We start from the raw sequence: 22,562 nt of genomic DNA, 5'->3' as shown, positions 1-22,562 counted from the left end.
TGGCTTCTGAATAGCAATCAATTCAGTACTGTCAGATAGCAAGATTGGCATGACGTGCATAAATATTTTCCACTGCTTCAACGTCTTTAACGGAACCGATGAACAATGGAGTACGCGCATGCAGACGGTCAGGCACCCGTTCGAGAATACGCCCCCTGCCGTCGCTGGCTTTGCCACCAGCTTGTTCCGCCAGAAAAGCAAGAGGAGCGGCTTCGCACATGAGGCGCAACTTGCCTTGGGGCTTGTGGGCGTCTGACGGATACATGTATATGCCGCCATTGATCAGGGTACGGTGAAAATCGGCAACAAGGGCTCCTACATAACGTGAGGAGTAGGGTTTGCCGTCCGAGGTCTCACAGCCGTGAAACCAGTTGACGGCCTCGCGTGCAGGAGCATCCCAATTCTTCCAGTTGCCTTCGTTGACCGAGTAAATTTGCCCCTGTTCCGGGATGCACATATTGGGATGGGAAAGTAAAAATTCACCCACACCTGGATCCAAAGTAAAGCCGTGTACTCCCTGCCCTGTACTGAGAACCAGCATGGTGGAAGGACCATACAACATGTAGCCGGCAGCTACCTGCTTCAGGCCAGGCTGGAGCACTTCGTCCAAAGTTACTTCATCCGAGTGTCCTTCAGGGCGTCGCAAAATGGAAAAAATGGTCCCGACATTGATGTTCACATCAATGTTGGACGAACCATCCAGAGGGTCAAAAATGAGGATGTAGTCGCCGCGCGGGAATTCAGGGCTGACGCGGATAAGTTCCGCCTCTTCTTCCGAACTCATGGCGCATAAAGCACCGCAACGCTCCATGCGGTAAAGCAGGATGCGGTTGGCGATAGTATCCATTTTTTGTACGTTTTCGCCCTGAACGTTTACTTCCCCTGTGCCGCCAAGAATATCCAAAAGTCCAGCTTTATTGATCCGGCGAGAAATGCTCTTGCCGGAAAGAATAAGGTCGTACAACAGGCCGGTGAATTGTCCTGTAGCTTGTGGGGTGCGCTTTTGGTGCAGCAGCAGATGTTCCGTGACCGTGATGTCAGCCATATGGCCTCCTGCAACAGAAAAAAGTTCCGTGAACAGAAAAACTTGCGCCGCCCCGGGGCGGCGCAAGCGTTAGTTGATATGCGTCAGTTCCGTGGCCCAAATGGACTTGGCCGTCCGCCTGGCAAAGTATCTGTTTCAGCAGCTTTGTCCGACGGTTCGCTGGCTTTGGGCGAAGCCCCGCCGGAGTCAGACGGTGCTTTCACTTCCGCGGGGGCAGAAGTTTCCGGCTTCTTTGTTGCAGGTTCTTTTACTGCACCCTGCTTCGCTTCGGTTTCGACAGCTTTGGCGTCCGTTGCAGGAGCCTCTTGCTTCGCATCAGCGGGTTTGGCTTCGGATTCATCGCCGTCACGCGGGCCGAAGGGACTCGGCGCTACCACGGTCGGACGTTCTTCACGCGGACCGAAGGGGCTTGGCGCAACTACGCGCGGTGTTTCCATCTCAGCATTGGGCTGGGACTGAGGCGCAACAGCCTCACGTCTTGGCCTTTGAGCCTTTTCAACTTGAACGTTATCACCTTCGAGCTGACGTTCTTGAACTTTGGCTTTCTCAGCCCTTTTGTTCTTGAGCAGTACACTGTCGCCGCTGCCAGGCTGAATATCGTGCGATGCTCCAGCCGCACCCTGTACAGGCTGTCCCGAAGGACTGACCGCATCGGCGGGTGTGGGCATGGCGACTGCGTCGGGACCGTCCAGCGTTTTACGCTTGCGCTCAGGCTGAGGCGGCGGAGGCAGCTTTTCACGCTCTTTTGGGAAAAAGGCCAAACCTTGCGCCACATTGCCATCGCCTTCAGGGAAGGTGCCCTTTTCAGCTACAGCAAAAATAAGAGGCAGGTTACCCAGGTAGCGTACCATATAATAGAACGTGCCATTTACATTGGTGCAGGTGCCAGAAGAACTTTTTGTAACAACTTCGTGCCAGTCTACACCCGCCAAAGGCGTTGCTGCAAAGTCGTATTTTCCGGGCCACAGCAATGCATTGGGAGAGAGAATGACCACATTCTTGGAGTTTTCAGAATACTGCATAAGCGCCCGCATATCAAAATATGTGGCGACTACGCCCAAGAAGTCCACGCCATCATATAAGGGGGCGGCCAGAAGGATTTCAGGGCCAAGTGGCGAAGGCTGAACGTCGGCACGAAGGGCACGGCTGTTCTGTTTTTTATCTTCGTAAAGCAAGGGAATGAAATCAAGCTGCTTCATCGGGGTGGCAGGTTCCTGCCCAAGGATTGTGCCGTCGTATTTTACGCCAGCAAAACCGCTAACCCAAGGGAAATTGCTGAAAAACGAAACTATCCAGTCACGGGTCGGCGGTTTGTCCGCGTTCATCATGACACGCTCAAGGCGACTCAATTCAATGTCAATGCCCATCATGCTGTGCGTCAGGGCCAGAGCCTGCGGCGACAGTTCTCCCTTTTCGTCATAGTCCACCGATGCCGGCGGGCTGACGTAGGTATTCCAGAAGCCCTTGGTAGACTTCCACGCATTTTTGGTTGGCTGGTATGAGCTGCATCCCGAAATCAGAAAAGCAGCGGCGGCCAGCATGAGTATGGTCCGCAGGTATGATTTGAACACCTTATTCTCCCTCAGCTTTAGGGCAGTTCGCTCGTAATCGGCATTGCCCCGCGCGAATGGTAAAAGCCATCGGACAAAGATCAGCTACCTTGCCTCTGGCTACAATATAGGCCTTGAAATAGTTTAGCTGTGCGCCCTGGCCTCAACGCGTTCGGCCAGCGCTTCAAGCATGCTTATAAGCTTGTCTTTGCCGGTGGAAGCCCCCGATTCGGCAGTTTCAAGCGTTTGTTCCACTGGTTGTGCGCTGCCCAACCGAGCGTTGAGCGTGGCTATACGCTGCCGCAGGTCGGCATTTTCTTCAGGAGCCGTGGCCGCAGCGGCCAACTCATGATAAATATCCAGAGCTCCCTTGATATCACCCTGCTCAGCCAGCACTTCAGCCATAGAACGAGTGCGCAATGAAAAGCGCTCTTCGCTTTCTTCGGTCTCTTCGCCTGTGGAGTTTGTCAGTCCTTCGGCAACCGCTTCTGAAGCTGAAGGTTCATTTTCGCTCAGCGCTGCGTGTTCGGGTTCATATGCCCCAACACTGGAAGGTGCGGTATCAGCGGTTTGCATAGAAGCTTCAGGCAAAGCCGCATCCTCGTCCGTCATGTCTTCCGGGTCAAATTCGCTCAATGCTTTGTGGGAAAGATCGTCACCTTGCATAGAATCATGTGGAAGATATTCATGAGCCCCGCCGTTGTGGGTATTTTGATCGGCAAAGGGTGCGTTTATATCATTTGGTGCAAGCAGTTGCGCCGGAACGTCAACAGCCTGAATGAAATCCTGATGGTCTGAAAGCTGTGCTGTCAGGCCATCTTCCGGGGCAAGTTGAGACTCACGTGCGTTGGTTGTTTCATTTTTTGCAAAATCTTCATGTGATGCTTGAACCCGTATTGGTTCCTGATCAAGTACTGGGCTGGCATTGATCTGTCCAGCTTGCGCAGTTCCATGACCAAGCAGGCTGTTGACGCCTTGCTCCAGCACGTCACTCAACGATACAGGGCCTTTAGCAAAGTTGAGCGCCAAAAAGCGCATTACAGTTGCAGTGTCGGCCCCTTGATTCTCAGCGGCCAGAGTTGATGCCCACGCCTGCCAGAATCCGGAGTAGGCAGAAAACATGCGACTGAGCTTTTTCACTTGCGCTTCGCAGGCGTTCTGTTGCCCCGTCTTGTATAGCAGCTCAATCAAAAAAAGGCGCGCTTCAAGAAATTCGTCGTGTCGCGCCAGGCCAAGCTCCAGAATACCAGTAGCTTCCTCAGTACGACCTTCTTCAACTAGCAGACGCGCCAGAGGAAAAAAAACCTTTGAGTTGGGCTCAAGTTCCAGAACCTCTTTATACCACTCAATTTTTTCCGTCATATGCTACGGCTCCCGATGAGGCTTGACCGATGCGTCAAAGAGGTAAAGCACCTCGTTATCGCGCACATAGTGCAGGCGCTGCCGGATTACTTTTTCAACGTATTGATTGTCTGATTGCAAAAGGCGAATTTCACGGCTTAGAGCCATGTTCTCCGCGTCCAGGTCAGCTATTTGCTTTTCAAGGTCAGAGTATTGTTTTTTGAGTTCGCGATATTCCAGCAGGCCAGTAGGGCCCCACACCATACGGCTGAAAAGCACTACACTCACAAGACCAAGCACTACAAGAATAAAAGAACGCCAGAACATTACTGCAACAATCGCTTTTTGCGTATATTTCCCTTGCGGGAAAGCTTGAGCTCAGACAGAAATGTTGCCGTGGCGTTTTCAAGTCGTTTCACATCTTCTTCAGCCAGATCCATCTGGTCTACCTGCGAAAGATAGTCCTTGAGGGAGCTGAGTTCCATATCAAAATAACGCCCCCAGACCCCGGCTTTCATATCGGGCTCCAGTTCCAAAATAGTTTGGATACAGTTTTTAAGGCGTACCTGCAATTTACTCATGCCTTGCCGGATTCCTTATTTATGCGTGTGCGGCAATAAAAATCATAGCAATAGTTGGAGCCTGATATGAGGGCCAACGCCAAGGCGGCATAAAGCAGCCACTCACCTATGGGGCTCAGGTTCATGCCCCAAAGGGGATAATGCAGCATAAGGGGCACAATGGCAAAAATTTGCATAATGGTTTTGGCTTTGCCGAATTTGTCAGCTGCAAGCACAATACCTTCATCAATGGCAATGGTACGCAGGCCAGTAACTACTAGCTCACGGCAGACCATGATGATAACAACCCAAGCTGGCGTCCAGCCCAGTTTGACGAACATGATGAGCACAGAGCAGATAAGTACCTTGTCTGCCAGGGGATCAAGAAATTTGCCCATGCTTGTTACCATATTTGAACGTCGGGCTACATAGCCGTCTGCCCAGTCGGTCAGCGAGGCAAAAATAAAAGCCAATGTTGCAAGCTTACAGGTGATCGGGCCCTCAAAATAGAGAAGCAAAACCACCAATGGGGTCATAAGAATACGTAATAGCGTAATTTTATTAGCAAGATTAAGCATGTAGTTCTTTTGATGCTCCCAAAGATTTTTTGTCCAAATAACATAAAAGCAAACAGGAGAAAAGAAGAAAAAACTCCCCTGCAAGGGGCCTTAAAGCCCTGCAGAGGAGTTTATTTCTTATCGGCACGAAATGCCACAGGGAACAACATGAGCTGTCCGCGAAAAAATCACGCGTCCCAGCGATATGTTCACGTCAGCTTTAGCTGCCAGCGTGTGTGCTGGCCAAGGCTTCCAGGCTGTTGTCGCATGCGGATGCTATGGCATCCGCCAAATCCAGAAAGGCAGTTTTTGCCGGGCTTTCTGCATCAAGATAAACAACGGGGACGCCACGGTCCGCTGCGACTACTGTGGTGGGATCCAGGGGGATCGCACCCAAGAATTTCAGCGCATAACGCTTGGCGAGTTCTTCGCCGCCGCCTTTTTTAAACAGGTCAATTTCCTGGTGGCAATGCGGGCAGACAAGGCCGCTCATATTTTCTACCACGCCCAACACGTTGGAGTTGGTATACTGCAGGAAGTTTATGGCCTTGCGCACATCAGCAAGGGAAATTTCTTGTGGTGTTGTAACTACCACGCAGAGCGCGTCGGGGATAGATTGCATAACAGTCATATGCTCATCGCCAGTGCCGGGAGGCGAGTCAATAAGCAGAAAATCCAGGTCTCCCCACTTCACATCAGAAATAAACTGCCGGATGGCTGCCGTTTTTTTGGGACCGCGCCATAAAATGGCCTGGTCTCTATCCTGAAGTAGCGAATCCATAGAGATGACGGCCAGATTTTCGTTGTACGCCGCTGGCAGCATCAGTTCGCCATTGGGGTCCATCTCAACAGTGCTGGTAAGGCCAAGAAGGTTGGGGACGCTCGGACCGTGCATGTCGACATCAAGAATGCCCACTTTGAAGCCACGCCGGGCAAGTGCTGCGGCTGTATTCACCGTAACGGAGCTTTTGCCCACCCCACCCTTGCCACTCATGACAAAGATTTTATGCCGAATGTGCCCGAGCCTGTCGGCAATAATTTTGTCTTGTTGGGCCATTGGGTCATTGCATTTTCCGTCTCCACCCTTGCCCGTAGCACTGGGACAAGAGGAAGACGAAGAACAGGAGGAACAGGAAGCCATGATATCTCCTTGTTTTTGATGGGTATATCTTCTGGTTGTTACCAGCCGTGGTCGCCCACCAGGTCCACAAAAATGGCAGGTCCCAAGTCCTCACTTGTTAGACGCCCCTGCTCTTTGCGAAGGCGCATAAGCCGTTGAGCTCGTGGGCGAGGCCCTACCGGAATAAGCAAAATTCCGCCTTCATCCAGCTGGTCGGTCAGGGGGCGCGGAACTTCCGGGCCACCTGCTGTCACAATAATTCTGTCAAAGGGTGCAGCTTCGGGCATTCCCAGCGTTCCGTCACGCCGCTGCATGTGGATACCGCGCAAGCCCAGCTGCCGCAAGAGTCCTGCTGTGCTTTGATAGAGTTCTTTCAGGCGTTCTACCGTAAAAACAGTGCAGCCCATAGTTGCCAGCACCGCAGCCTGATAACCGGACCCGGTGCCAATCTCCAGAACGCGCATACCCCTGCTCACCTCAAGTAGCTGACTCATCAGAGCTACTACATAGGGCTGCGAAATGGTTTGTCCATGACCAATGGGGAGCGGCGTGTCCTCGTAAGCTTGAGCGCGCAAAGCTTCCTGAACAAAAAGATGCCGAGGCACGGCGCTCATGGCTGCCAATACTTCAGCATTTTTTATTCCTCTGGCTTCAAGTTGGTCACGCACCATGCGCCGCCGCAGTCGCTTGGGATCCACCGCGGCGGTTGTCATGCGCTCATGCGCCCTTATGCCTGAATATCTACCGTTCTGCATACTGCGGAAGTGAGAACAGATTTTTCCTGCCAAGTCAATGCATGCGATGCTTTCATGGTCTTTATAAATGTTCCAGACTTTTCCTTGAAAGTTGACGGCCTTTATGCAAGGCTTTCCCTTGAGTTTAATGAGGAGCCCGCAATGCGAAAAAAAAATATGTTTTCTACTGTGCTTGGTATTTTTGTTTTGGCCGTTCTTGGAGTGGGCGGCTATACTTTCTTTAAGGATCTTGAAGGTCCCATTATTGAAGTTTCTCCCAATACTGGCAGGGTGTCTCCGGCCAGTGTACTTAAGATTACTATGCGGGATGTCTCAGGAATTAGATCCGTTACAGTCGGTGTGAAAAAAAATAACGTACTTAATGTTATTTTTAGCAAACACTTTGATCAATACTTACCCGAACGTACGGTTGAAGTTACCCTTAGGGACGCCAACCTTCGTGAGGGAGCTTTTGATCTTGAAGTACGCTCCACAGACGGGTCGCTGGCTGGCTTTGGTCAGGGGAATACCCGTACTTTGCAGCTTCCAATGCGTCTTGATACGCAGCCCCCTCGTATTTCGGTCAAAACACTGCCCCCCAACGTGCGCCGTGGCGGCGCTGCGGTTGTTCGCTATACCATTGATGAGGACGTAACAACCAGCGGCGTTCTTGTGGCGGGTTATTTTGTGCCGGGCTATCTGCAAAAAGACGGCAGTTATATTTGCTTTTTCCCCTTCCCCTACACGATGACGGCGAAGGATTACAAAAATAGTGTAGAAATCACTGCTACGGACCTTGCAGGCAACGTTGCCAAAAACCGCTTGACGGTTATGGCCTTTGAGCGCGTATTCAAAAGCGACAGCCTTGAACTGACCGATAATTTTTTGCTGGGTGTAGAGGGCAAATTGCGCCACCTGGCACCCAATGCTGCCAACCCTCTTGAGTGTTACCTCTATATCAATAATCAGATTCGCGCCGCCAATGTCGATGATTTGCGTAATATAAGCAGAGATTCGGCATCAGCCATGCTGTGGAGCGGTGTTTTTACACGCATGCCCCGCTCGGCCCCGCGCGCGGGTTTTGCAGACCACCGCTTTTACAGTTACCAAGGTAAGCAGGTCGGCGAGTCTTATCATCTGGGATTCGACCTTGCCTCGGTGCGTAACGCCGAAGTGCCTGCCGCCAATAGTGGCCGCGTGATTTTCAGCGGCGACCTGGGTATTTACGGTAATATAGTTGTACTCGATCATGGCCTGGGGCTCATGTCCCTTTACTCTCACCTCAATGACTCCGTGGTTAACGCGGGCGAAGTCGTGCAGAAGGGGCAGCTTCTTGGACACACTGGCACCACAGGGCTGGCCTTTGGTGACCATCTGCACTTTGGCATCATGGTGGGTGGCGTTGAAGTGACTCCCTTGGAGTGGCTTGATCCTAAATGGATACGCGACAACATTACTGACAGACTTGATGCCTCAATGGCCCAGTAGAAAAATATGAATCAGAGCGTGTGGCCATTTTTTCAGCTAACTACGGCTTGAAAAAATGGGCACACGCTTCTTTTTTTTGCGAACTAGGGCTTGTCTTTGCCTCGGCTTACAGTATATCCTGAATCTATAGTTAGAGAATATTTCGTCTTTTTTCTAATCAGGAACTCTGCCTGATGCAGGCAGGTTTCTTGCCCCTTCATAAACACACAGAAATGTGAGGACTTATTTGTGTCTCCACATCCTGCGGCTTTTCTTGGTCTGGACATAGGCTCCACGACAGTCAAACTAGCGCTTCTGGACGCTGAGGGCATGGTTATTGAAACTATGTACCGTCGTCACGGAACAGCAGTTAGAGCTACGTTATCCAATCTTTTGGGTGAACTGGCTCAAAAATATCCCCTTTTACCTGTGCGATGCGCCATCACGGGCTCAGGTGCGCTGGATCTTGGCGAAGCCCTGTCCTTGCCGTTCGAGCAAGAATTGCTGGCCACTGCTCGCGCGGTGGCCGCGGCAGCTCCGCAAACCAGTGTTGCCGTCGAACTTGGCGGTGAAGACGCCAAACTGCTCTATCTTGGTCAGGATGTGGAACTGCGCATGAATGAATCCTGCGCAGGAGGGACAGGAGCCTTTATCGACCAAATGGCCCGTCTGCTCAGCACTGATGCCCAAGGTCTCAACGAATTGGCATCACGCCACAGCACTCTTTACCCCATAGCTTCGCGCTGTGGCGTTTTTGCCAAAACGGATATTGTTCCTCTGCTTAATGGCGGCGTTGCAAGAGAAGATATTGCGGCCTCCATATTTCAGGCAGTGGTTGAACAAACCATTGGTGGGCTGGCCTGTGGGCGACCTATTGAGGGTATAGTAGCTTTTCTGGGAGGGCCGCTACATTTTTTGTCAGAGCTGAAAAAGCTCTTCATTGCTGCCCTGCATCTGGAAAATGATGAAATTGCCTATCTGCCCCACGCTCAGTGCGCAGCCGCACATGGCGCGGCCCTGTGCGTAAAGGACAGGCAAGCGGAAACATCACTTGTGCGCTTGGATGAACTGGCCCGGCAGGCCCGAAGCTTGGCCTGTGAGCAAACAAACCCATTGACCAAGGCTTTGCCTCGTTTTTTCAGTGATGAGCGCGAATACGAAACTTTTAGAAGTCGGCACTCTGATGACAGGCTGCCCCGATTAAATATGAGCGAAGCCACTGGCCCTCTTTATCTGGGCCTTGATCTTGGCTCGACCACAGTTAAAGCCGCTCTTATGGATAGCCAACAGCGCTTGCTGGCCTCGTGCTATGTATCCAATGGTGGCAATCCCCTGCAAGTCCTCCTGCCGCCTCTTGCCGATATGCTTGAGCAGATTCCTCCCAAGGCATGGCTTGCAGGCACGGCAGCTACTGGCTACGGAGCACAGCTTGCCGAGGCGGCGTTGAAGCTGGATTGTGTCACAGTCGAAACCTTGGCCCACTTCAAGGCGGCACACCGTATAGTGCCTGAAGTAAGTTATGTCATTGACATCGGCGGTCAGGACATGAAGTGCCTCAAAGCCGAAAATGGAGTGATTGCGGATGTGAGCCTTAATGAGGCCTGCTCTGCAGGTTGCGGAGCTTTTCTTGAAAGCTTTGCCCTCGGGCTTGGCATGAGCATGGAGGAATTCGTTCAGGCAGCTCTTTACGCAGAGCATCCGGCAGACCTTGGCTCACGTTGTACGGTTTTCATGAATTCAAAAGTTACCCAGGCCCAAAAAGAAGGTATGCAGGCAGCTGATATTGCGGCAGGCCTTTGCTACTCGGTGGTTCGCAATGCTCTGGATAAGGTACTGCGCATCAAAAGTACGGATGAACTGGGCCTGCATGTTGTTGTTCAGGGTGGTTCTTTTCTCAATGATGCCCTGCTGTGCGCTATGGAGCGAACCTTGGGGCACAGTGTGCACCGCCCGGTCTCATCCGGTCTTATGGGAGCCTACGGCGCTGCGCTGACTGCCCTTGATGCTTGCCCTGCCGATGAGGAACACTGCTCACCCCTCACAGCCGAACACCTGCGTGACTTCCAAATGCGCAGTCGCAGTTTTCGTTGCCGCGATTGCGGAAACAACTGCCTGCTCACAGAAACGCGTTTTTCGCATGGCGCGCGGCATTTTTCAGGCAACCGCTGTGACAAGTTCGCCAATAGTCTTGGTAAAAAAACGGCAAAAGCCCCTAACCTCTATGATTGGAAGCACCAGCGAGTGTTCCGGTATAACCCGTTGGCTCTCGAACATGCGCCACGCGGAGTTTTGGGCATACCACGGGTATTGACTGTCTATTCGCACTATCCTTTTTGGTTCACGCTCTTTACTGAACTTGGCTTCAGGGTTGAGCTTTCCCCCCCCACCAATCGTTCACTTTTTGCCCGGGGCTTGGCCTCGGTGCCTTCGCAGAGCGTTTGCTATCCCGCAAAATTGGCTCACGGGCATGTGCTTTCTCTTATTGAAAAAGGTGTCACTCGCATATTCATGCCCTGTGTTCCTCGTGAAGCCAAAGAATTCAGCGAGATGTGCGATGCTTTTTCTTGCCCTGTGGCTTGCGGTTATCCGCAGGTAGTGCGGGATAACCTGCCGGAGCTGGTGAACGGCAGTGCATCAATGTACACGCCGTTTGTGAATCTTAACCATACGGCTTCCCTGGTTCGGAACCTCTCTCAGGAGATGGGACTGCCCAAAGGGGACGTGCGAGCAGCTATCCGGGCAGCGCGGCAAGAACAGGAAAATTATCTGCGTGAACTGCGCAATGAAGCCGATAAATTGTATACGGCAGCGCGCCGCCAAGGGGGAACTCTGGTAGTACTTGCTGGTCGCCCCTACCATGCGGACCCCCAGGTACACCACGGATTGCCAGATTTTATAGCTTCTCTGGGGGCTACCGTACTCAGTGAAGACTCACTGCCCCGCCATTGGTTGCGCAAGACGGCAGTGCCCGGATTGCGAGTTCGTAACCAATGGACCTATCCGGCCAGGCTTTACCGCGCAGCCGCCTGGGCGGGCCAGGGTGAGCACGGCCAAGCCCGGGTCGAGCTTGTACAGCTCACCTCGTTTGGTTGCGGGCTTGACGCCATTACCTCTGACCAGGTGCGTGAACAGCTTCATCAGTACGGTAAGCTGTATACGCTTATCAAAATGGACGAGGGCAACGCTCTTGCTTCAGCCAGAATACGGGTCAGGTCATTGCTTGCCGTAGCCGAAGGGCGCAGAGGCGGCAAGCAGACGTTTATTCCTCCTCCAGCGTCGCCTGTTTTTTCTAAAAAAGACGCAAAATCCCACCTGATTCTCATCCCGCAGATGGCTCCCCTGCATTTTCCTCTGATTACAGAAGGTGTCGTAGGCAGTGGGCACAATATCAAGCTGTTGCCCCGTGTAAGCCCTGAGGCCATTAGCCTCGGGCAGGCCCATGTGAATAACGACGCCTGCTATCCGGCTATTGTAGCTATTGGTCAGCTTTTACATGCATTGAAAAGTGGCGCGCACGACCCCCAACGTACTGCCCTGTTGCTTTCCCAGACCTGCGGCCCCTGCAGGGCCAGTAATTACCCGGCCTTGCTTCGCAAAGCCCTGATTGAATGTGGCTTTGAATCCGTGCCGATACTGACCATGAGTACAACGGGGGTGGACAGTCATCCAGGGTTCCGCCCCAACAGAATGATGCTGCATAAAATGGTACTGGGGATGCTGGCCGGTGATATGTTGCAGCGTCTTTCGCTGCATACTGGAACATACGAACGGCATTCGGGCGATACCGAGGAAAGAATTGACCACTGGCTGCGCATGTTGGCGCCCATTGTGCGGCAAGGCGATGATTTGGCTTTCCGCCAGTCGATGGATCGTCTCGTGCGTGATTTCGAACAGATTGGCCTGGACAGAGACCATCGACCACGCGTTGCCGTGGTGGGAGAAATACTTCTCACCTATCATCCTGATGCCAATAGGCATATTGTGGATATTATCAGGCAGGAAGGGGGAGAACCCCTGTTGCCGGACATTACCAACTTTATGCTCTATTGCCTGAGAGATTCCATTTACGACTGGCAGCGCCAGGGCGGGAGTGCCTTGGGAGCGTTGGGCAGTACTCTGGCAATCAGAAAAGTGGAAAATTTGAGGGTCAGTATGCGGCAGGCCTTGGCCCGCTCTCCCCTTGCTGACAAAGTCATGCCCATAGCCCATTTGGACACGTTGGCCCGCATGGGCGAAAGCATGCTTTCACTGGGAAATGCAGCAGGAGAAGGCTGGCTTTTGCCGGCAGAAATGCTTGAATTTCTCAACCACGGCGCAAAGGACATTCTTTGCCTTCAGCCCTTCGGCTGCCTGCCCAACCATATCGTTGGCCGTGGAGCCTTCAAAACCGTACGCCGCGCGGCTCCTCAGGCAAATATCATGGCCATTGACTACGACCCTGGCAGCAGTGAGGCCAACCAGCTGAATCGTATTCGTCTTTTCATGGCCATTGCTAGAGACATGGCCCGTAAACAGGGATTTTTACGGTTGGGTGATCTCCAGGATCAATCCGATTTTGCCAAAAAGCTTTGCGGCGTAACCTAATTGATTAAAAACGTCTATCTGTAAAACATGATGGGTGGGATATGGCCGTATTGGCACATTTCCCACCCATCATGACTTTACTATGAAAGAATTCTATTCGCGTGGGGGCAGCTCGCGGCCGCCTTCTTCCAGGCGTTGCAGAAATTTATCTCTACACTCATAGCTGCAAAAATGGTGGATGGTTTCACCATCGCGTACGGATATATTGCCCTCAGCAGAAACGTATGTTCCGCATTCGGGGTCTTTAACCATTTCCCCGGCGGCAATTTTACGTTCCAGCTCAGCGGCGTTTTCTTCCTTGTTTTCCTTTTTCTTTTTAAGCACATCATTAGAGAAAAGACGATACAGGGCATAAACCGCCAAAATCAAAATAAGCCATTTCCACATCAGTCATGCTCCTTAGGCCTGCGGGACACAGTGCCGAATCGGCTGAAGTTTATGGCTCCGGCAAGCTGCCTACAAGCCGTTGCGAACACTATCACAGAGAGCCCCTCTCGTCACTGAGAAATTCTTTGCCCGTCCTTCGCATACCGCAGGCGAGAAAGCCACGTTGCTGCGGAAATACCGTTGATCATAATGTCAGGAGCGAGGTCCAGCAGAGGAACTAGAGCAAAGGCGCGCTGCGTGAGTCGCGGATGGGGCACAAGGCAATGCTCATCGGTGCTGCTCTCTTCCCCAAAAAGCAATAGATCTATGTCAATGGTTCTGGGGCCGAAACGAAGAGCAGGGTCGGTACTGCGCACACGGCCAAGCTTGACTTCCACTTCAAGCAGAGCATCCACAAGCGAGCATGGCCGCCATCGGGCATCTACAACAAGTTCGGCCACCTGATTCAAGAACCAAGGCTGATCGGCGTAGTCTTGTGGCGCGGTACTGTAAATTGGCGATACTGCCGCTAGGCGCATTTGGGGCAAGCTTGCCAAAGCCTGACGGGCAAGATCCAGCATGTTTGCTGCGTCTGCGCTGTTGGAGCCCAAGCTTACAAAAACCTGAAAATACTCATTCATGTGTGTGGTTATTCCTTTTTCAGGACAGAATGTTCACTGAGTCAGCTTTTCCATACGGGTATTGAAGCTAGTAGCATGCTGCAATTCAGATTAAAAGCGCCCCCTGTCATGCATCCAGCCGTAGTGGTTGTAAAAAACTTGCTCGCAGGGCTCAAGGCGGCTAGCATGCATTCATGACCGAAATCGCACCGCCTTTATCTTCTTCACTCTGCCCATTAGCAGCCTTGTTGCCTTTGTGGCAGGACCATCTATTGGCTCAAAGAGGTTTGTCGCCACAAACCGTTCTTTCTTACAGCCAGGACCTTGAAAATTTTTTTCTCTTCCGTCAGGAATTGGCAGACGGCGCTTCTTTGACGCCCCAGCCTGACGAACAGGAGATATTTCTTTATCTGGCGTGGCTCAGAGCCCGCCAAAATACTGGGCGCACATTGGCGAGACGCTTGTCTGCCCTGCGTGCTTTTTTCGACTTTGCCTTGCAGGAAAGCGTCATCAAGGTGAACCCTGCCCAGTTGATGGATAATCCCAAGCTTCCACAGCATTTGCCGGAAGTTTTGAGCCGCGAAGAAATGGAAAAAATGCTGGCTCAGCCTGATATGCGTGAACGGGGAGGCCAGCGTGACCGTTGCATGCTTGAATTGTTTTACGCAGCAGGGTTACGAGTCTCCGAGCTCTGCGGTTTGTGTGTACCAGATTTGGACCTTCAACGCGGTTTGGTGCGTGTTTTCGGCAAAGGATCCAAAGAACGGCTTGTGCCTTTACACGACTTCATGCAACGCCTGCTTGAAGATTATATCAACAATTGGCGCCCGGCGTTTTCTCCCACAGGCAACCAGCTTTTCGTTAATCGTTCCGGGCGTGCGCTTACCCGGCAGTATATCTGGAAAATGGTGAAAAAATACGCTCTTGAAGCCAATATTCGCCGTGCTATTTCACCACACACCTTTCGGCATTCCTTTGCGACGCACCTGCTTGAAGGCGGAGCTGACCTGAGGGCCGTACAGCTGTTGCTGGGACATGCCGACATTAGCGCCACAGAAATTTATACCCATGTTCAGGCAGAGCGCCTGCGCGGTATCCACCGCCAATTTCACCCTCGGAGCCAGATGTGAGCGCTGCTAAAGCTACACTTATTACCTGCCACGCCAATGCAGACTTTGACGCCTTTGCAGCCATGCTTGCAGCCCGTCACCTGTACAGCCCGCATGTGCTGCTTTTTCCCGGCAGTCAGGAACGCGGCCTACAAAAAGTTTATGCCAGCCTAGACACTAAGGCCTACAGCTTTGCCGACAATAGCAATCTTGATTGGGATTCCTTTGAGCGGCTTGTATTGGTCGACACACGCCAACGTGGGCGAGTGAACCATGTGGCCCCCCTGCTTGACCGCCCCGGGGTTATTGTTGAAATGTGGGACCATCATCCTGATTCCGGTGATGATATTACTTCTGGCACAGTACACCTTGCCCAGACAGGCTCGGTTACAAGCTTTCTTGTGCAGCAGCTGCGTGAACATAATATACGCCTTGAACCTGAAGATGCCACCTTGCTGGGTTTGGGCATCTATGGGGATACTGGCTCCTTTACCTATTCTTCAACAACTCCTGAAGATTTTGAGGCGGCAGCATGGCTACTTGGGCAAGGCATGGATGTTAACCGCATTAATGACCTGGCCGCGCACGAACTGACCAGCCTGCACATTCAAGCCCTGAACAGTCTTCTTGAATCTGCCGAATCCTATACGATTAACAGGACCCAGGTTGTTTTGGCCGAGGCTTCTATGGAGCATTACCTGGGCGACTTTGCCTATTTGGCGCATCGGCTTATTGAGATGGAGAAGTTTCCCGTTCTCTTTGCCATTGGCCTTATGGGAGATCGTATTCAGGTCGTGGCCCGCAGCAGAAGCGATGCCATTAATGTGGGCGACATATGCGCTGCACTGGGTGGAGGTGGCCATGCTTACGCCGCTTCTGCCTCCATACGACATATGACCCTGCACGAAGTTCGTGAAGCCATTTTGCGCCAATTATATGAGCAGGCCCATCCTGACAAGACCGCCCGTGAATACATGTCTTCTCCGGCAGTTGGCATTGAATCTACAGCCACCATTCGTGAAGCGGATGAGCTCATGCTTCATTTCGGCTTGAAAGCCGTGCCTGTTTTCAAGCCGGGAACACGGTTCTGCAACGGTCTGCTGGATGCACAAACGGCCTCGCGGGCAAGTGCCCACGGCCTTGGGGGAGCATTGGTTGAGGATTATATGCAGGGGCAAGTGCAAATGTTGCCGCCCGAGGCAGTTCTCAAGGATCTCACCGCAATTATTGTTGGCGGACGGCAACGGCTTGTGCCGATTGTTGAGGAAGAGCGCGTAATAGGCGTTGTAACCCGCACTGATCTTATCAATGTTTTTGCACATGAGCAGGATAGTCTGCCAGTGCTCAAGCATTCGCCAAGCAAGGAACGGCACGTTGGCAAGCTGATTCAGGACAGATTGCCCCCTTCCGCCAAAGATCTTTTGCATCTGGCAGGAAAACTGGGGCGCGAACTTGGCTTGCCTGTATATGCCGTGGGTGGCTTTGTTCGCGATCTTTTGCTCAACAAACCCAATCAGGATATTGACCTTGTGGTTGAGGGCAATGGTATTGCCCTTGCCAAGGCCTTGGCCCAGGAACTTGGCGGAAGGGTTCGCGAACATCAGGAGTTTTTGACCTCTGTGGTCATTTTCAAGGATGCCAAGGGAGCGGAATCACGAATTGATGTCGCAACTGCCCGCTTGGAATATTATGAATACCCTGCGGCCCTGCCAACTGTGGAGTTGTCATCCATCAAGATGGACCTGTTCCGTCGCGATTTTTCAATCAATGCTCTGGCTGTACGGTTGGATAGTACCCCATTTGGGCAGTTGGTCGATTTTTTTGGCGGCCAGCGTGATATCAAAGAGCGTGTCATTCGCGTATTGCACACGCTGAGTTTTGTTGAAGATCCCACCCGTTGTTTGCGAGCGGTACGCTTTGAGCAGCGCTATGATTTTCGTATCAGTACAAGTGCGGAAAGGCTGGTTAAGAACGCTCTTGACCTCAAGCTTATGGACAAACTTGCAGGGCCTCGCCTATTCGGCGAGTTCAAGCATATCTGCGATGAAGACAACCCGCTGGCATGCCTCGTGCGCATGGATCAATTGGGCATTTTGTCTGCCATTGCCCCGCAACTCACGCTGATACCTACACGCAAAGCGCTGCTGCAGACTCTTCAGGATATGCTGTCCTGGTATCGCCTGCTGTACTTTGAAAAAATACCTCAGGCATGGCTTGTATATTTTTTGGGCCTCAGCCACGGCTTGCCCTATGCAGACACATCTGACCTCTTTCTCCGTTTGGGGTTGCCGGAAAATAAACGTGGAGAAATTCTTAACCAGCGCGAACAAATGCGCGCTGTGCGTGGCCGCCTTGAAGCATGGCAAAAGCGGCAAAATGGTCAAACATCAAAAGTCAGTGCCCTTTGTGAGGTTCTTGCCCCCCTGTCTCTGGAGTCGCTGCTTTATCTTATGGCAGAAACCGGCGACGAAGACCTGCAGAAAAAACTGTCTCGCTACATCACGCAATGGCAGCATGAAAAGGCTGATATTAGCGGTGACGATCTTAAAGAGCTGGGGTTGCCTCCTGGCCCGCTATACAGCCATATTTTGCGAAGTGCACTCAAAGCAAAACTTGACGGTGAAGCTCTTGGACGTGATGCCCAGCTTGCTCTTGCGGTTACTATCTTACGGGAAAAACAAGAAGTGGATTTTCATAAAAATTAATAGTTCCAGGCATCCCCATTGCCGAGAGTGAAACTACTTGGCTTAATCGCGGAATTTTTGAATGCATACAACGTATAATGATTTATTCGCTTTTTAAAAATGCTGACTATCTGAAAATTCTTCTGGCCCGCGGCAGCAGCTTCCCTCTTGCTCCCGGTGGTCAAGCGGTGTATATAAAAAAAATTATGAAACAATTGTGGGCACCTTGGCGTATCGAATATATTCTTGGACCAAAGCCAGATTCCTGTGTGTTCTGCCTTTCCGCAGACGCGTTGGATGACGAACAGCGTCTGGTTCTTTATAGAGGCAAACACGCCTTCGTTATAATGAACAAATTTCCTTACAATAATGGGCACATAATGGTTTGTCCGTATCGGCACGTCATGAATCTTACCGATCTTGACGCCGAAGAAACGCATGAGATCATGGACCTCATGCAATCTTGTGCCGCAATTTTAAAGAAACACTTTAATTGTGAAGGCATCAATATCGGCCTCAATCAAGGTCAGGCTGCTGGTGCCGGTATTAGAGAACATTTACATTTTCACTTGGTGCCGCGCTGGACCGGAGACTCGTCCTTTATGGCGGTCTTTAATGAAGTACGTACCATGCCCGAACATCTAAGCCGCAGCTATGCGGCATTGAAGCCCTATTTCACGAAAGGCGCTATGGCCGGGGAGCCATGTAGCGCCGGTTCCTTGCCCCATCAGGAAGGTTAATATCCTGACCAGAATGGCTGACGGAGGCTGTGGCGGGAAGTTTTTTTACGCCGGGCGGCGTTAAAAAACCGGCTGGAGAGCGCAGGCTGTGCCCTTTGGGGCGGGCGGCATTCTCAAAAAGCCCGTGAAGATTTTTTGAGATAGCTTAAGCCCGAGGAGTGTGTTTATGCGGTATATCAAGGTTCTCTTGCTGGCCGTCGTTTTTTTTCTTGCTCTCGTATTCTTTTTTCAGAATCAGGGGCCCCTTTCTCAAGATATGGTGCTGACGCTCCATCTTTTCTTTATTCCGCCAATGCATTCCATTCCCCTGCCCTTCTACTTTTTAGTGATTGTGGCCTTCGCTCTTGGAGCATTGCTTACTCTTAGCTTCCTTGTGTGGGACAAGCTGAACCTGTCTGCCCGTCTGATGAAGCACAAGTGGCATATCAGCAATCTTGAGCGTGAAATGGCCAAGTTGAAGAAAAAATCAGAGGCTGAAGCCTCCAAGTTCAGTTTTCTTCACAAAAACAAGGAAAAACCCGAAGGCGCTCAGAGTGTGGAAACCAAGCCCGTACAGAGCGTAGAAGATTCCCTTGTGCCTGATCCTGACAAACATTAAAATTTTTATATATCCGCTTTTTGGCGCTGCCTGATAATTGCGGGCAGCGCCATCCCCTTATTAGCGCCGGATACTTTTAACCCTTCTTGCTATGAAACACTGCCATGTCTGAACCCACATTTAAGATGACTCCCATGTTCGAGCATTATATGAGCATCAAGGCTGACTACCCTGATGCTCTGCTTTTTTACCGCATGGGTGATTTTTATGAGCTCTTTTTCAGTGATGCCGAAGTTGCAGCCCGTGAGCTTCAAATTACGCTCACAAGCCGTAGCAGGGATGTTCAAAATCCTATTCCCATGTGTGGTGTGCCGTGGCACGCAGTGGATGCGTATGTGGCTCAACTTGTGGATAAGGGGTATCACATTGCCATCTGCGATCAGATAGAAGACCCCAAAACAGCAAAGGGGCTTGTTAAAAGGGCTGTAACGTGCGTGAAGACGCCAGGCACTGTGTTAGATGACGCCAACTTGAATACCAAGAGCCATAATTATCTTGGCGCACTTTGCCCTGGAGCCGACTCCGAAGGTGGCGGCTTTGCCTGGGTGGACGTGTCCACGGGGCAATGGTCTGGTGTGGACTTCAAGCGTCAGGCGGAGCTGTGGCAGTGGGTGCAAAAAATGGCGCCTCGCGAGCTGTTAGTTCCCGAAGGCCTGCAACCACCGCCCCGCACCTTGCTTGAAGGCGTGCGTCTTGTACGTCAGCCTGTGAGCCTTTTTGATTTGAAGCGCGCTACAGAGCGAGTGCTGACGGCTCAGGGAGTACGGGAAGCTGGTGCACTGGGCCTTGCTGGGCACAATGAAATAATGCGTGCCTGCGGCGCTTTACTTGCCTACCTTACGCAAACGCAAATGCGTGACCCTGAACACCTCAAACCTTTTCAGCGTCTTGATTTGAGCCGTCGCCTTATGGTCGACGAAGTGACCGAGCGCAACCTTGAAATTTTTACCCGCCTTAATGGCCGTAAAGGAAAAGGAACCTTGCGGCATGTTCTGGATGACACGATGACGCCAATGGGCGGCCGTCTGCTTGAAGACATGCTGCGCCACCCCTGGCGTGAAGCTTCGCCCATTACGCGCATTCAAGATGCTGTAGCCTGGTTTTATGACGATGATGGCCGTCGCGCTGCCCTGCGGGAAGCTCTCAAAAGTGTGTACGATATGGAGCGGCTGTCTACTCGTATAAGCCTCAATCAGGGTAGCCCCAGGGACTTTATCGCCTTGCGTAACAGTCTGGCCGCCCTGCCGCAGGTTCAGGCCGCTCTGAGCGACAGTTCGGTTGCGTCCATTCTTCAACGTCCCGACCAAGATGGCGATGCTACGCAAATCGGCGGCGCCGCTGTGGAGGCGCCCCGCGCCGTAGCAGATATTCTTAAGACCTGGGACGCAATGGAGGACTGCACGGCTCTTCTGCAAAGCGCCCTCGTGGACAGTCCGCCCCCGGTTATCACAGATGGCGGCCTTTTCAAGAGTGGCTACAATGCCGAGTTGGACAGATTGTTGGACCTGGCTGAACACGGCGAGCAAAAGTTGCAGGCCATGCTTGCGGAAGAACAAACGACAACAGGCATTGCCAAACTCAAGCTGGGGTACAACCGTGTTTTCGGTTATTATTTTGAAGTAACGCGGGCTGCGCACAGCGGCACCGTGCCTTACCACTTTATTCGGCGGCAGAGTCTGGCCAATGCCGAACGATTCACCACTGAGGCTCTTAAAAGTCTTGAAGAAGAGCTGCTTTCTGCCTCTGACAAACGCAAATCGCTTGAATACTCGCTTTTTCAAGACCTTCGTCAGCATATGGCGCAGCAGCGAGAACGTATCACCCACATGGCCCAGTTGATTGCCAATCTCGATTATTGGCAAAGCCTAGCCCAGGTCGGCCGTATTAATAGCTGGTGCCGCCCTGAATTGACTGCAGATGCCAACCTGAACATTCGCGAAGGCCGTCACCCCGTGGTCGAAGCCATGCTTGGTCGCGCCAATTTTGTGCCCAACGATTTTCGCCTGGAAGATAAACGCCGTCTGTGCTTGCTCACAGGGCCTAACATGGCTGGCAAGTCCACAGTGTTGCGTCAGGTGGCCATTATCTGCCTTTTGGCGCAAATGGGGTCAATGGTCCCGGCCACATCGGCGAAACTTGGCTTGGTCGACAGGTTGTTTTCCCGCGTAGGGGCTTCTGACAACTTGGCCCAGGGGCAAAGTACTTTTATGGTTGAAATGATGGAAACAGCGCGCATTCTGCGTCAGGCAACGCGGCGCAGCCTCATCATTTTGGATGAAATAGGGCGAGGCACCAGCACCTACGACGGTGTGGCCCTTGCTTGGGCCATGGTCGAAGATTTGGCCAAACGGGCACAGGCTGAGTTGCGCACGCTCTTTGCCACGCACTACCACGAACTAACGGCCCTTGAGGGGCGCGTGGACGGTGTTTTTACAATGAATATCGCCATCAGCGAGTACAGTGGCGACATCCTTTTTTTACACAAGCTTGTGCCCGGTCCTGCCGATCGGAGCTATGGTGTCGAGGTAGCCAGACTGGCAGGCGTGCCTGGCCCTGTGGTACAGCGGGCCAGAGCTATCCTTGCCAACTTGGAACGTGGGCGTGATGTTGCGCGCAAGGCCGTTGTATCCGCAGTATGCTTGCCTGGTTTGGATTTGCCTGAAACCAAGGTCAAAGAAACGGACGACTTGCCCTACCTTCAGGCGGCTCCCCCGCGTGCAGATCATCCAGTGGTTGAACTGCTGCGTGATATGCAGCCCGAAGAACTAAGCCCTCTTGACGCGTTAAAAACGCTTATGGAGTGGAAGAAGCTCTGGGGTGGTTCTTCTGCTGGCCTTTCCGCTCAACCATCGGGCAGTCAGAATGATGCTGGTGAGGAAGAAAACCGTGGCTGAAGCTAATCCCTGGTCTGTCATTCAGTTCATTGCAGAAAGGCGCATTGAAGAAGCTCAGGCGCAAGGCATTTTTGATAACCTGCCAGGGCGTGGTCGCCCCTTGCAGTTAGAGGATATGAGTCATGTGCCCGAAGATTTGCGCATGGCTTACAAAATTCTAAGCAATGCTGGATGCCTGCCGCCTGAATTGGCTGAGCGCAAAGAATTGAATCGCCTTGTGGATCTGCTGGACTCCTGCAAGGATGAACAGGAACGCGTACAGCAAATGCAAAAGCTGCGCTTTATGGTAGTTCGCGCCAAAATGCGTTATCAGCGTCATTTGCAGCTTGAACAGGATGATCCTTATTACGATAGATTGCTGGACAAACTGTCTGCTACCGTCAATGAAAAAACAGGGTCCGCATGAGGTTTGCACCTTTTGCGTGCCTTAAAAGTCCTGCGACAAGAGCCATTCAGATGGCATTAACATCGCAAATGAGATTGCTTTAAGGCGGATTTGCTTTGAAATATTTTTATTTCAAAGTTGTTATTTTGTCCAATAGTACAATTTTCATCAAATTTCATCAAATTTCATGCCGCGTCATGGCGCACTG

At 52.0% G+C, this 22,562-nt stretch carries 18 protein-coding genes; 8 read left to right on the top strand and 10 right to left on the bottom strand.

From position 1 onward, the window contains the following. Positions 1-31: 31 nt before the first annotated feature. From fbp to HNQ38_RS09465, 8 genes are all read right to left on the bottom strand, one after another. Complete coding sequence (fbp, locus tag HNQ38_RS09500) at positions 32-1,045, bottom strand: class 1 fructose-bisphosphatase (protein ID WP_183719789.1); 1,014 nt, start codon at positions 1,043-1,045, stop codon at positions 32-34. Positions 1,046-1,128: 83 nt separating this feature from the next. Continuing rightward, positions 1,129-2,616 carry a hypothetical protein gene (locus tag HNQ38_RS09495; RefSeq protein ID WP_183719787.1) on the bottom strand — a complete coding sequence of 496 codons (1,488 nt, stop codon included), beginning with the start codon at positions 2,614-2,616 and terminating at the stop codon, positions 1,129-1,131. A 123-nt stretch (positions 2,617-2,739) separates the two neighbouring features. Next, positions 2,740-3,957, bottom strand: coding sequence for a tetratricopeptide repeat protein (locus tag HNQ38_RS09490; RefSeq protein WP_183719785.1), 1,218 nt, complete (start codon positions 3,955-3,957; stop codon positions 2,740-2,742). 3 nt (positions 3,958-3,960) lie between these two features. Continuing rightward, the gene (locus HNQ38_RS09485; RefSeq protein WP_183719783.1) at positions 3,961-4,263 is read right to left on the bottom strand and encodes an FtsB family cell division protein; all 303 of its coding nucleotides are present in this window, start codon (positions 4,261-4,263) and stop codon (positions 3,961-3,963) included. Further along, positions 4,263-4,517: a hypothetical protein gene (locus tag HNQ38_RS09480; protein WP_183719781.1), complete on the bottom strand. Its 255-nt coding sequence runs from the start codon at positions 4,515-4,517 to the stop codon at positions 4,263-4,265. Before HNQ38_RS09480 ends, HNQ38_RS09485 begins: the two co-directional genes overlap by 1 nt. Further along, a complete protein-coding gene (gene pgsA, locus HNQ38_RS09475; RefSeq protein WP_183719779.1) occupies positions 4,514-5,074 on the bottom strand; it encodes a CDP-diacylglycerol--glycerol-3-phosphate 3-phosphatidyltransferase in 561 nt (186 codons plus the stop codon). The genes HNQ38_RS09480 and pgsA overlap by 4 nt, the downstream gene beginning before the upstream one ends. Positions 5,075-5,273: 199 nt before the next feature. After that, positions 5,274-6,194, bottom strand: coding sequence for an Mrp/NBP35 family ATP-binding protein (locus tag HNQ38_RS09470; RefSeq protein WP_183719776.1), 921 nt, complete (start codon positions 6,192-6,194; stop codon positions 5,274-5,276). A 38-nt stretch (positions 6,195-6,232) separates the two neighbouring features. After that, positions 6,233-6,886, bottom strand: a complete 654-nt coding sequence (locus HNQ38_RS09465; protein ID WP_246388086.1) for a protein-L-isoaspartate(D-aspartate) O-methyltransferase — start codon at positions 6,884-6,886, stop codon at positions 6,233-6,235. A 183-nt stretch (positions 6,887-7,069) separates the two neighbouring features. Here HNQ38_RS09465 and HNQ38_RS09460 point away from each other — a divergent pair, with 183 nt between their 5' ends. Together HNQ38_RS09460 and HNQ38_RS09455 are read left to right on the top strand one after the other, a co-directional pair. After that, a complete protein-coding gene (locus HNQ38_RS09460) occupies positions 7,070-8,395 on the top strand; it encodes a M23 family metallopeptidase (protein WP_183719774.1) in 1,326 nt (441 codons plus the stop codon). Positions 8,396-8,623: 228 nt separating this feature from the next. Further along, positions 8,624-12,958: an acyl-CoA dehydratase activase gene (locus tag HNQ38_RS09455; protein WP_183719772.1), complete on the top strand. Its 4,335-nt coding sequence runs from the start codon at positions 8,624-8,626 to the stop codon at positions 12,956-12,958. A gap of 93 nt (positions 12,959-13,051) precedes the next feature. Here HNQ38_RS09455 and HNQ38_RS09450 read toward each other — a convergent pair whose 3' ends face one another. Further along, complete coding sequence (locus HNQ38_RS09450) at positions 13,052-13,345, bottom strand: transcriptional regulator (RefSeq protein WP_183719770.1); 294 nt, start codon at positions 13,343-13,345, stop codon at positions 13,052-13,054. Between the two features lie 110 nt (positions 13,346-13,455). Then, positions 13,456-13,965, bottom strand: coding sequence for a 2-amino-4-hydroxy-6-hydroxymethyldihydropteridine diphosphokinase (gene folK / locus HNQ38_RS09445; protein WP_183719768.1), 510 nt, complete (start codon positions 13,963-13,965; stop codon positions 13,456-13,458). 173 nt (positions 13,966-14,138) lie between these two features. On the opposite strand from folK, the gene xerD reads away from it, so the two are divergent. From xerD to HNQ38_RS09415, 6 genes are all read left to right on the top strand, one after another. Further along, positions 14,139-15,074, top strand: coding sequence for a site-specific tyrosine recombinase XerD (xerD, locus tag HNQ38_RS09440; RefSeq protein ID WP_183719766.1), 936 nt, complete (start codon positions 14,139-14,141; stop codon positions 15,072-15,074). Next, the gene (locus tag HNQ38_RS09435; protein WP_183719764.1) at positions 15,071-17,758 is read left to right on the top strand and encodes a CBS domain-containing protein; all 2,688 of its coding nucleotides are present in this window, start codon (positions 15,071-15,073) and stop codon (positions 17,756-17,758) included. The genes xerD and HNQ38_RS09435 overlap by 4 nt, the downstream gene beginning before the upstream one ends. Positions 17,759-17,943: 185 nt before the next feature. Then, positions 17,944-18,477: an HIT family protein gene (locus HNQ38_RS09430; RefSeq protein ID WP_183720121.1), complete on the top strand. Its 534-nt coding sequence runs from the start codon at positions 17,944-17,946 to the stop codon at positions 18,475-18,477. Between the two features lie 166 nt (positions 18,478-18,643). Continuing rightward, positions 18,644-19,075, top strand: a complete 432-nt coding sequence (locus tag HNQ38_RS09425) for a LapA family protein (protein ID WP_183719762.1) — start codon at positions 18,644-18,646, stop codon at positions 19,073-19,075. Between the two features lie 104 nt (positions 19,076-19,179). Continuing rightward, entirely contained in the window at positions 19,180-21,969 is a 2,790-nt protein-coding gene (gene mutS / locus HNQ38_RS09420; RefSeq protein WP_183719760.1) for a DNA mismatch repair protein MutS, read from the top strand. Beyond that, on the top strand, positions 21,962-22,375 hold the full coding sequence (locus tag HNQ38_RS09415) for a DnaJ family domain-containing protein (protein ID WP_183719758.1): 414 nt from the start codon (positions 21,962-21,964) through the stop codon (positions 22,373-22,375). Before mutS ends, HNQ38_RS09415 begins: the two co-directional genes overlap by 8 nt. The last annotated feature ends 187 nt before the right edge of the window (positions 22,376-22,562 follow it).

Source organism: Desulfovibrio intestinalis, assembly GCF_014202345.1.
GTDB classification, from domain to species: Bacteria; Desulfobacterota; Desulfovibrionia; order Desulfovibrionales; family Desulfovibrionaceae; genus Desulfovibrio; species Desulfovibrio intestinalis.
Note: the sequence above shows the minus strand (reverse complement) of the source record. Positions and strands in the feature narration are given on the sequence as shown.

Excerpts from the sequence above, each read along its gene's own strand:
- fbp (WP_183719789.1), bottom strand. The coding sequence starts at position 1,045 with ATGGCTGACATCACGGTCACGGAACATCTGCTGCTGCACCAAAAGCGC.
- HNQ38_RS09490 (WP_183719785.1), bottom strand. The coding sequence starts at position 3,957 with ATGACGGAAAAAATTGAGTGGTATAAAGAGGTTCTGGAACTTGAGCCC.
- HNQ38_RS09485 (WP_183719783.1), bottom strand. The coding sequence starts at position 4,263 with ATGTTCTGGCGTTCTTTTATTCTTGTAGTGCTTGGTCTTGTGAGTGTA.
- HNQ38_RS09480 (WP_183719781.1), bottom strand. The coding sequence starts at position 4,517 with ATGAGTAAATTGCAGGTACGCCTTAAAAACTGTATCCAAACTATTTTG.
- pgsA (WP_183719779.1), bottom strand. The coding sequence starts at position 5,074 with ATGCTTAATCTTGCTAATAAAATTACGCTATTACGTATTCTTATGACC.
- HNQ38_RS09470 (WP_183719776.1), bottom strand. The coding sequence starts at position 6,194 with ATGGCTTCCTGTTCCTCCTGTTCTTCGTCTTCCTCTTGTCCCAGTGCT.
- HNQ38_RS09465 (WP_246388086.1), bottom strand. The coding sequence starts at position 6,886 with ATGACAACCGCCGCGGTGGATCCCAAGCGACTGCGGCGGCGCATGGTG.
- HNQ38_RS09460 (WP_183719774.1), top strand. The coding sequence starts at position 7,070 with ATGCGAAAAAAAAATATGTTTTCTACTGTGCTTGGTATTTTTGTTTTG.
- HNQ38_RS09450 (WP_183719770.1), bottom strand. The coding sequence starts at position 13,345 with ATGTGGAAATGGCTTATTTTGATTTTGGCGGTTTATGCCCTGTATCGT.
- folK (WP_183719768.1), bottom strand. The coding sequence starts at position 13,965 with ATGAATGAGTATTTTCAGGTTTTTGTAAGCTTGGGCTCCAACAGCGCA.
- xerD (WP_183719766.1), top strand. The coding sequence starts at position 14,139 with ATGACCGAAATCGCACCGCCTTTATCTTCTTCACTCTGCCCATTAGCA.
- HNQ38_RS09430 (WP_183720121.1), top strand. The coding sequence starts at position 17,944 with ATGAAACAATTGTGGGCACCTTGGCGTATCGAATATATTCTTGGACCA.
- HNQ38_RS09425 (WP_183719762.1), top strand. The coding sequence starts at position 18,644 with ATGCGGTATATCAAGGTTCTCTTGCTGGCCGTCGTTTTTTTTCTTGCT.
- mutS (WP_183719760.1), top strand. The coding sequence starts at position 19,180 with ATGTCTGAACCCACATTTAAGATGACTCCCATGTTCGAGCATTATATG.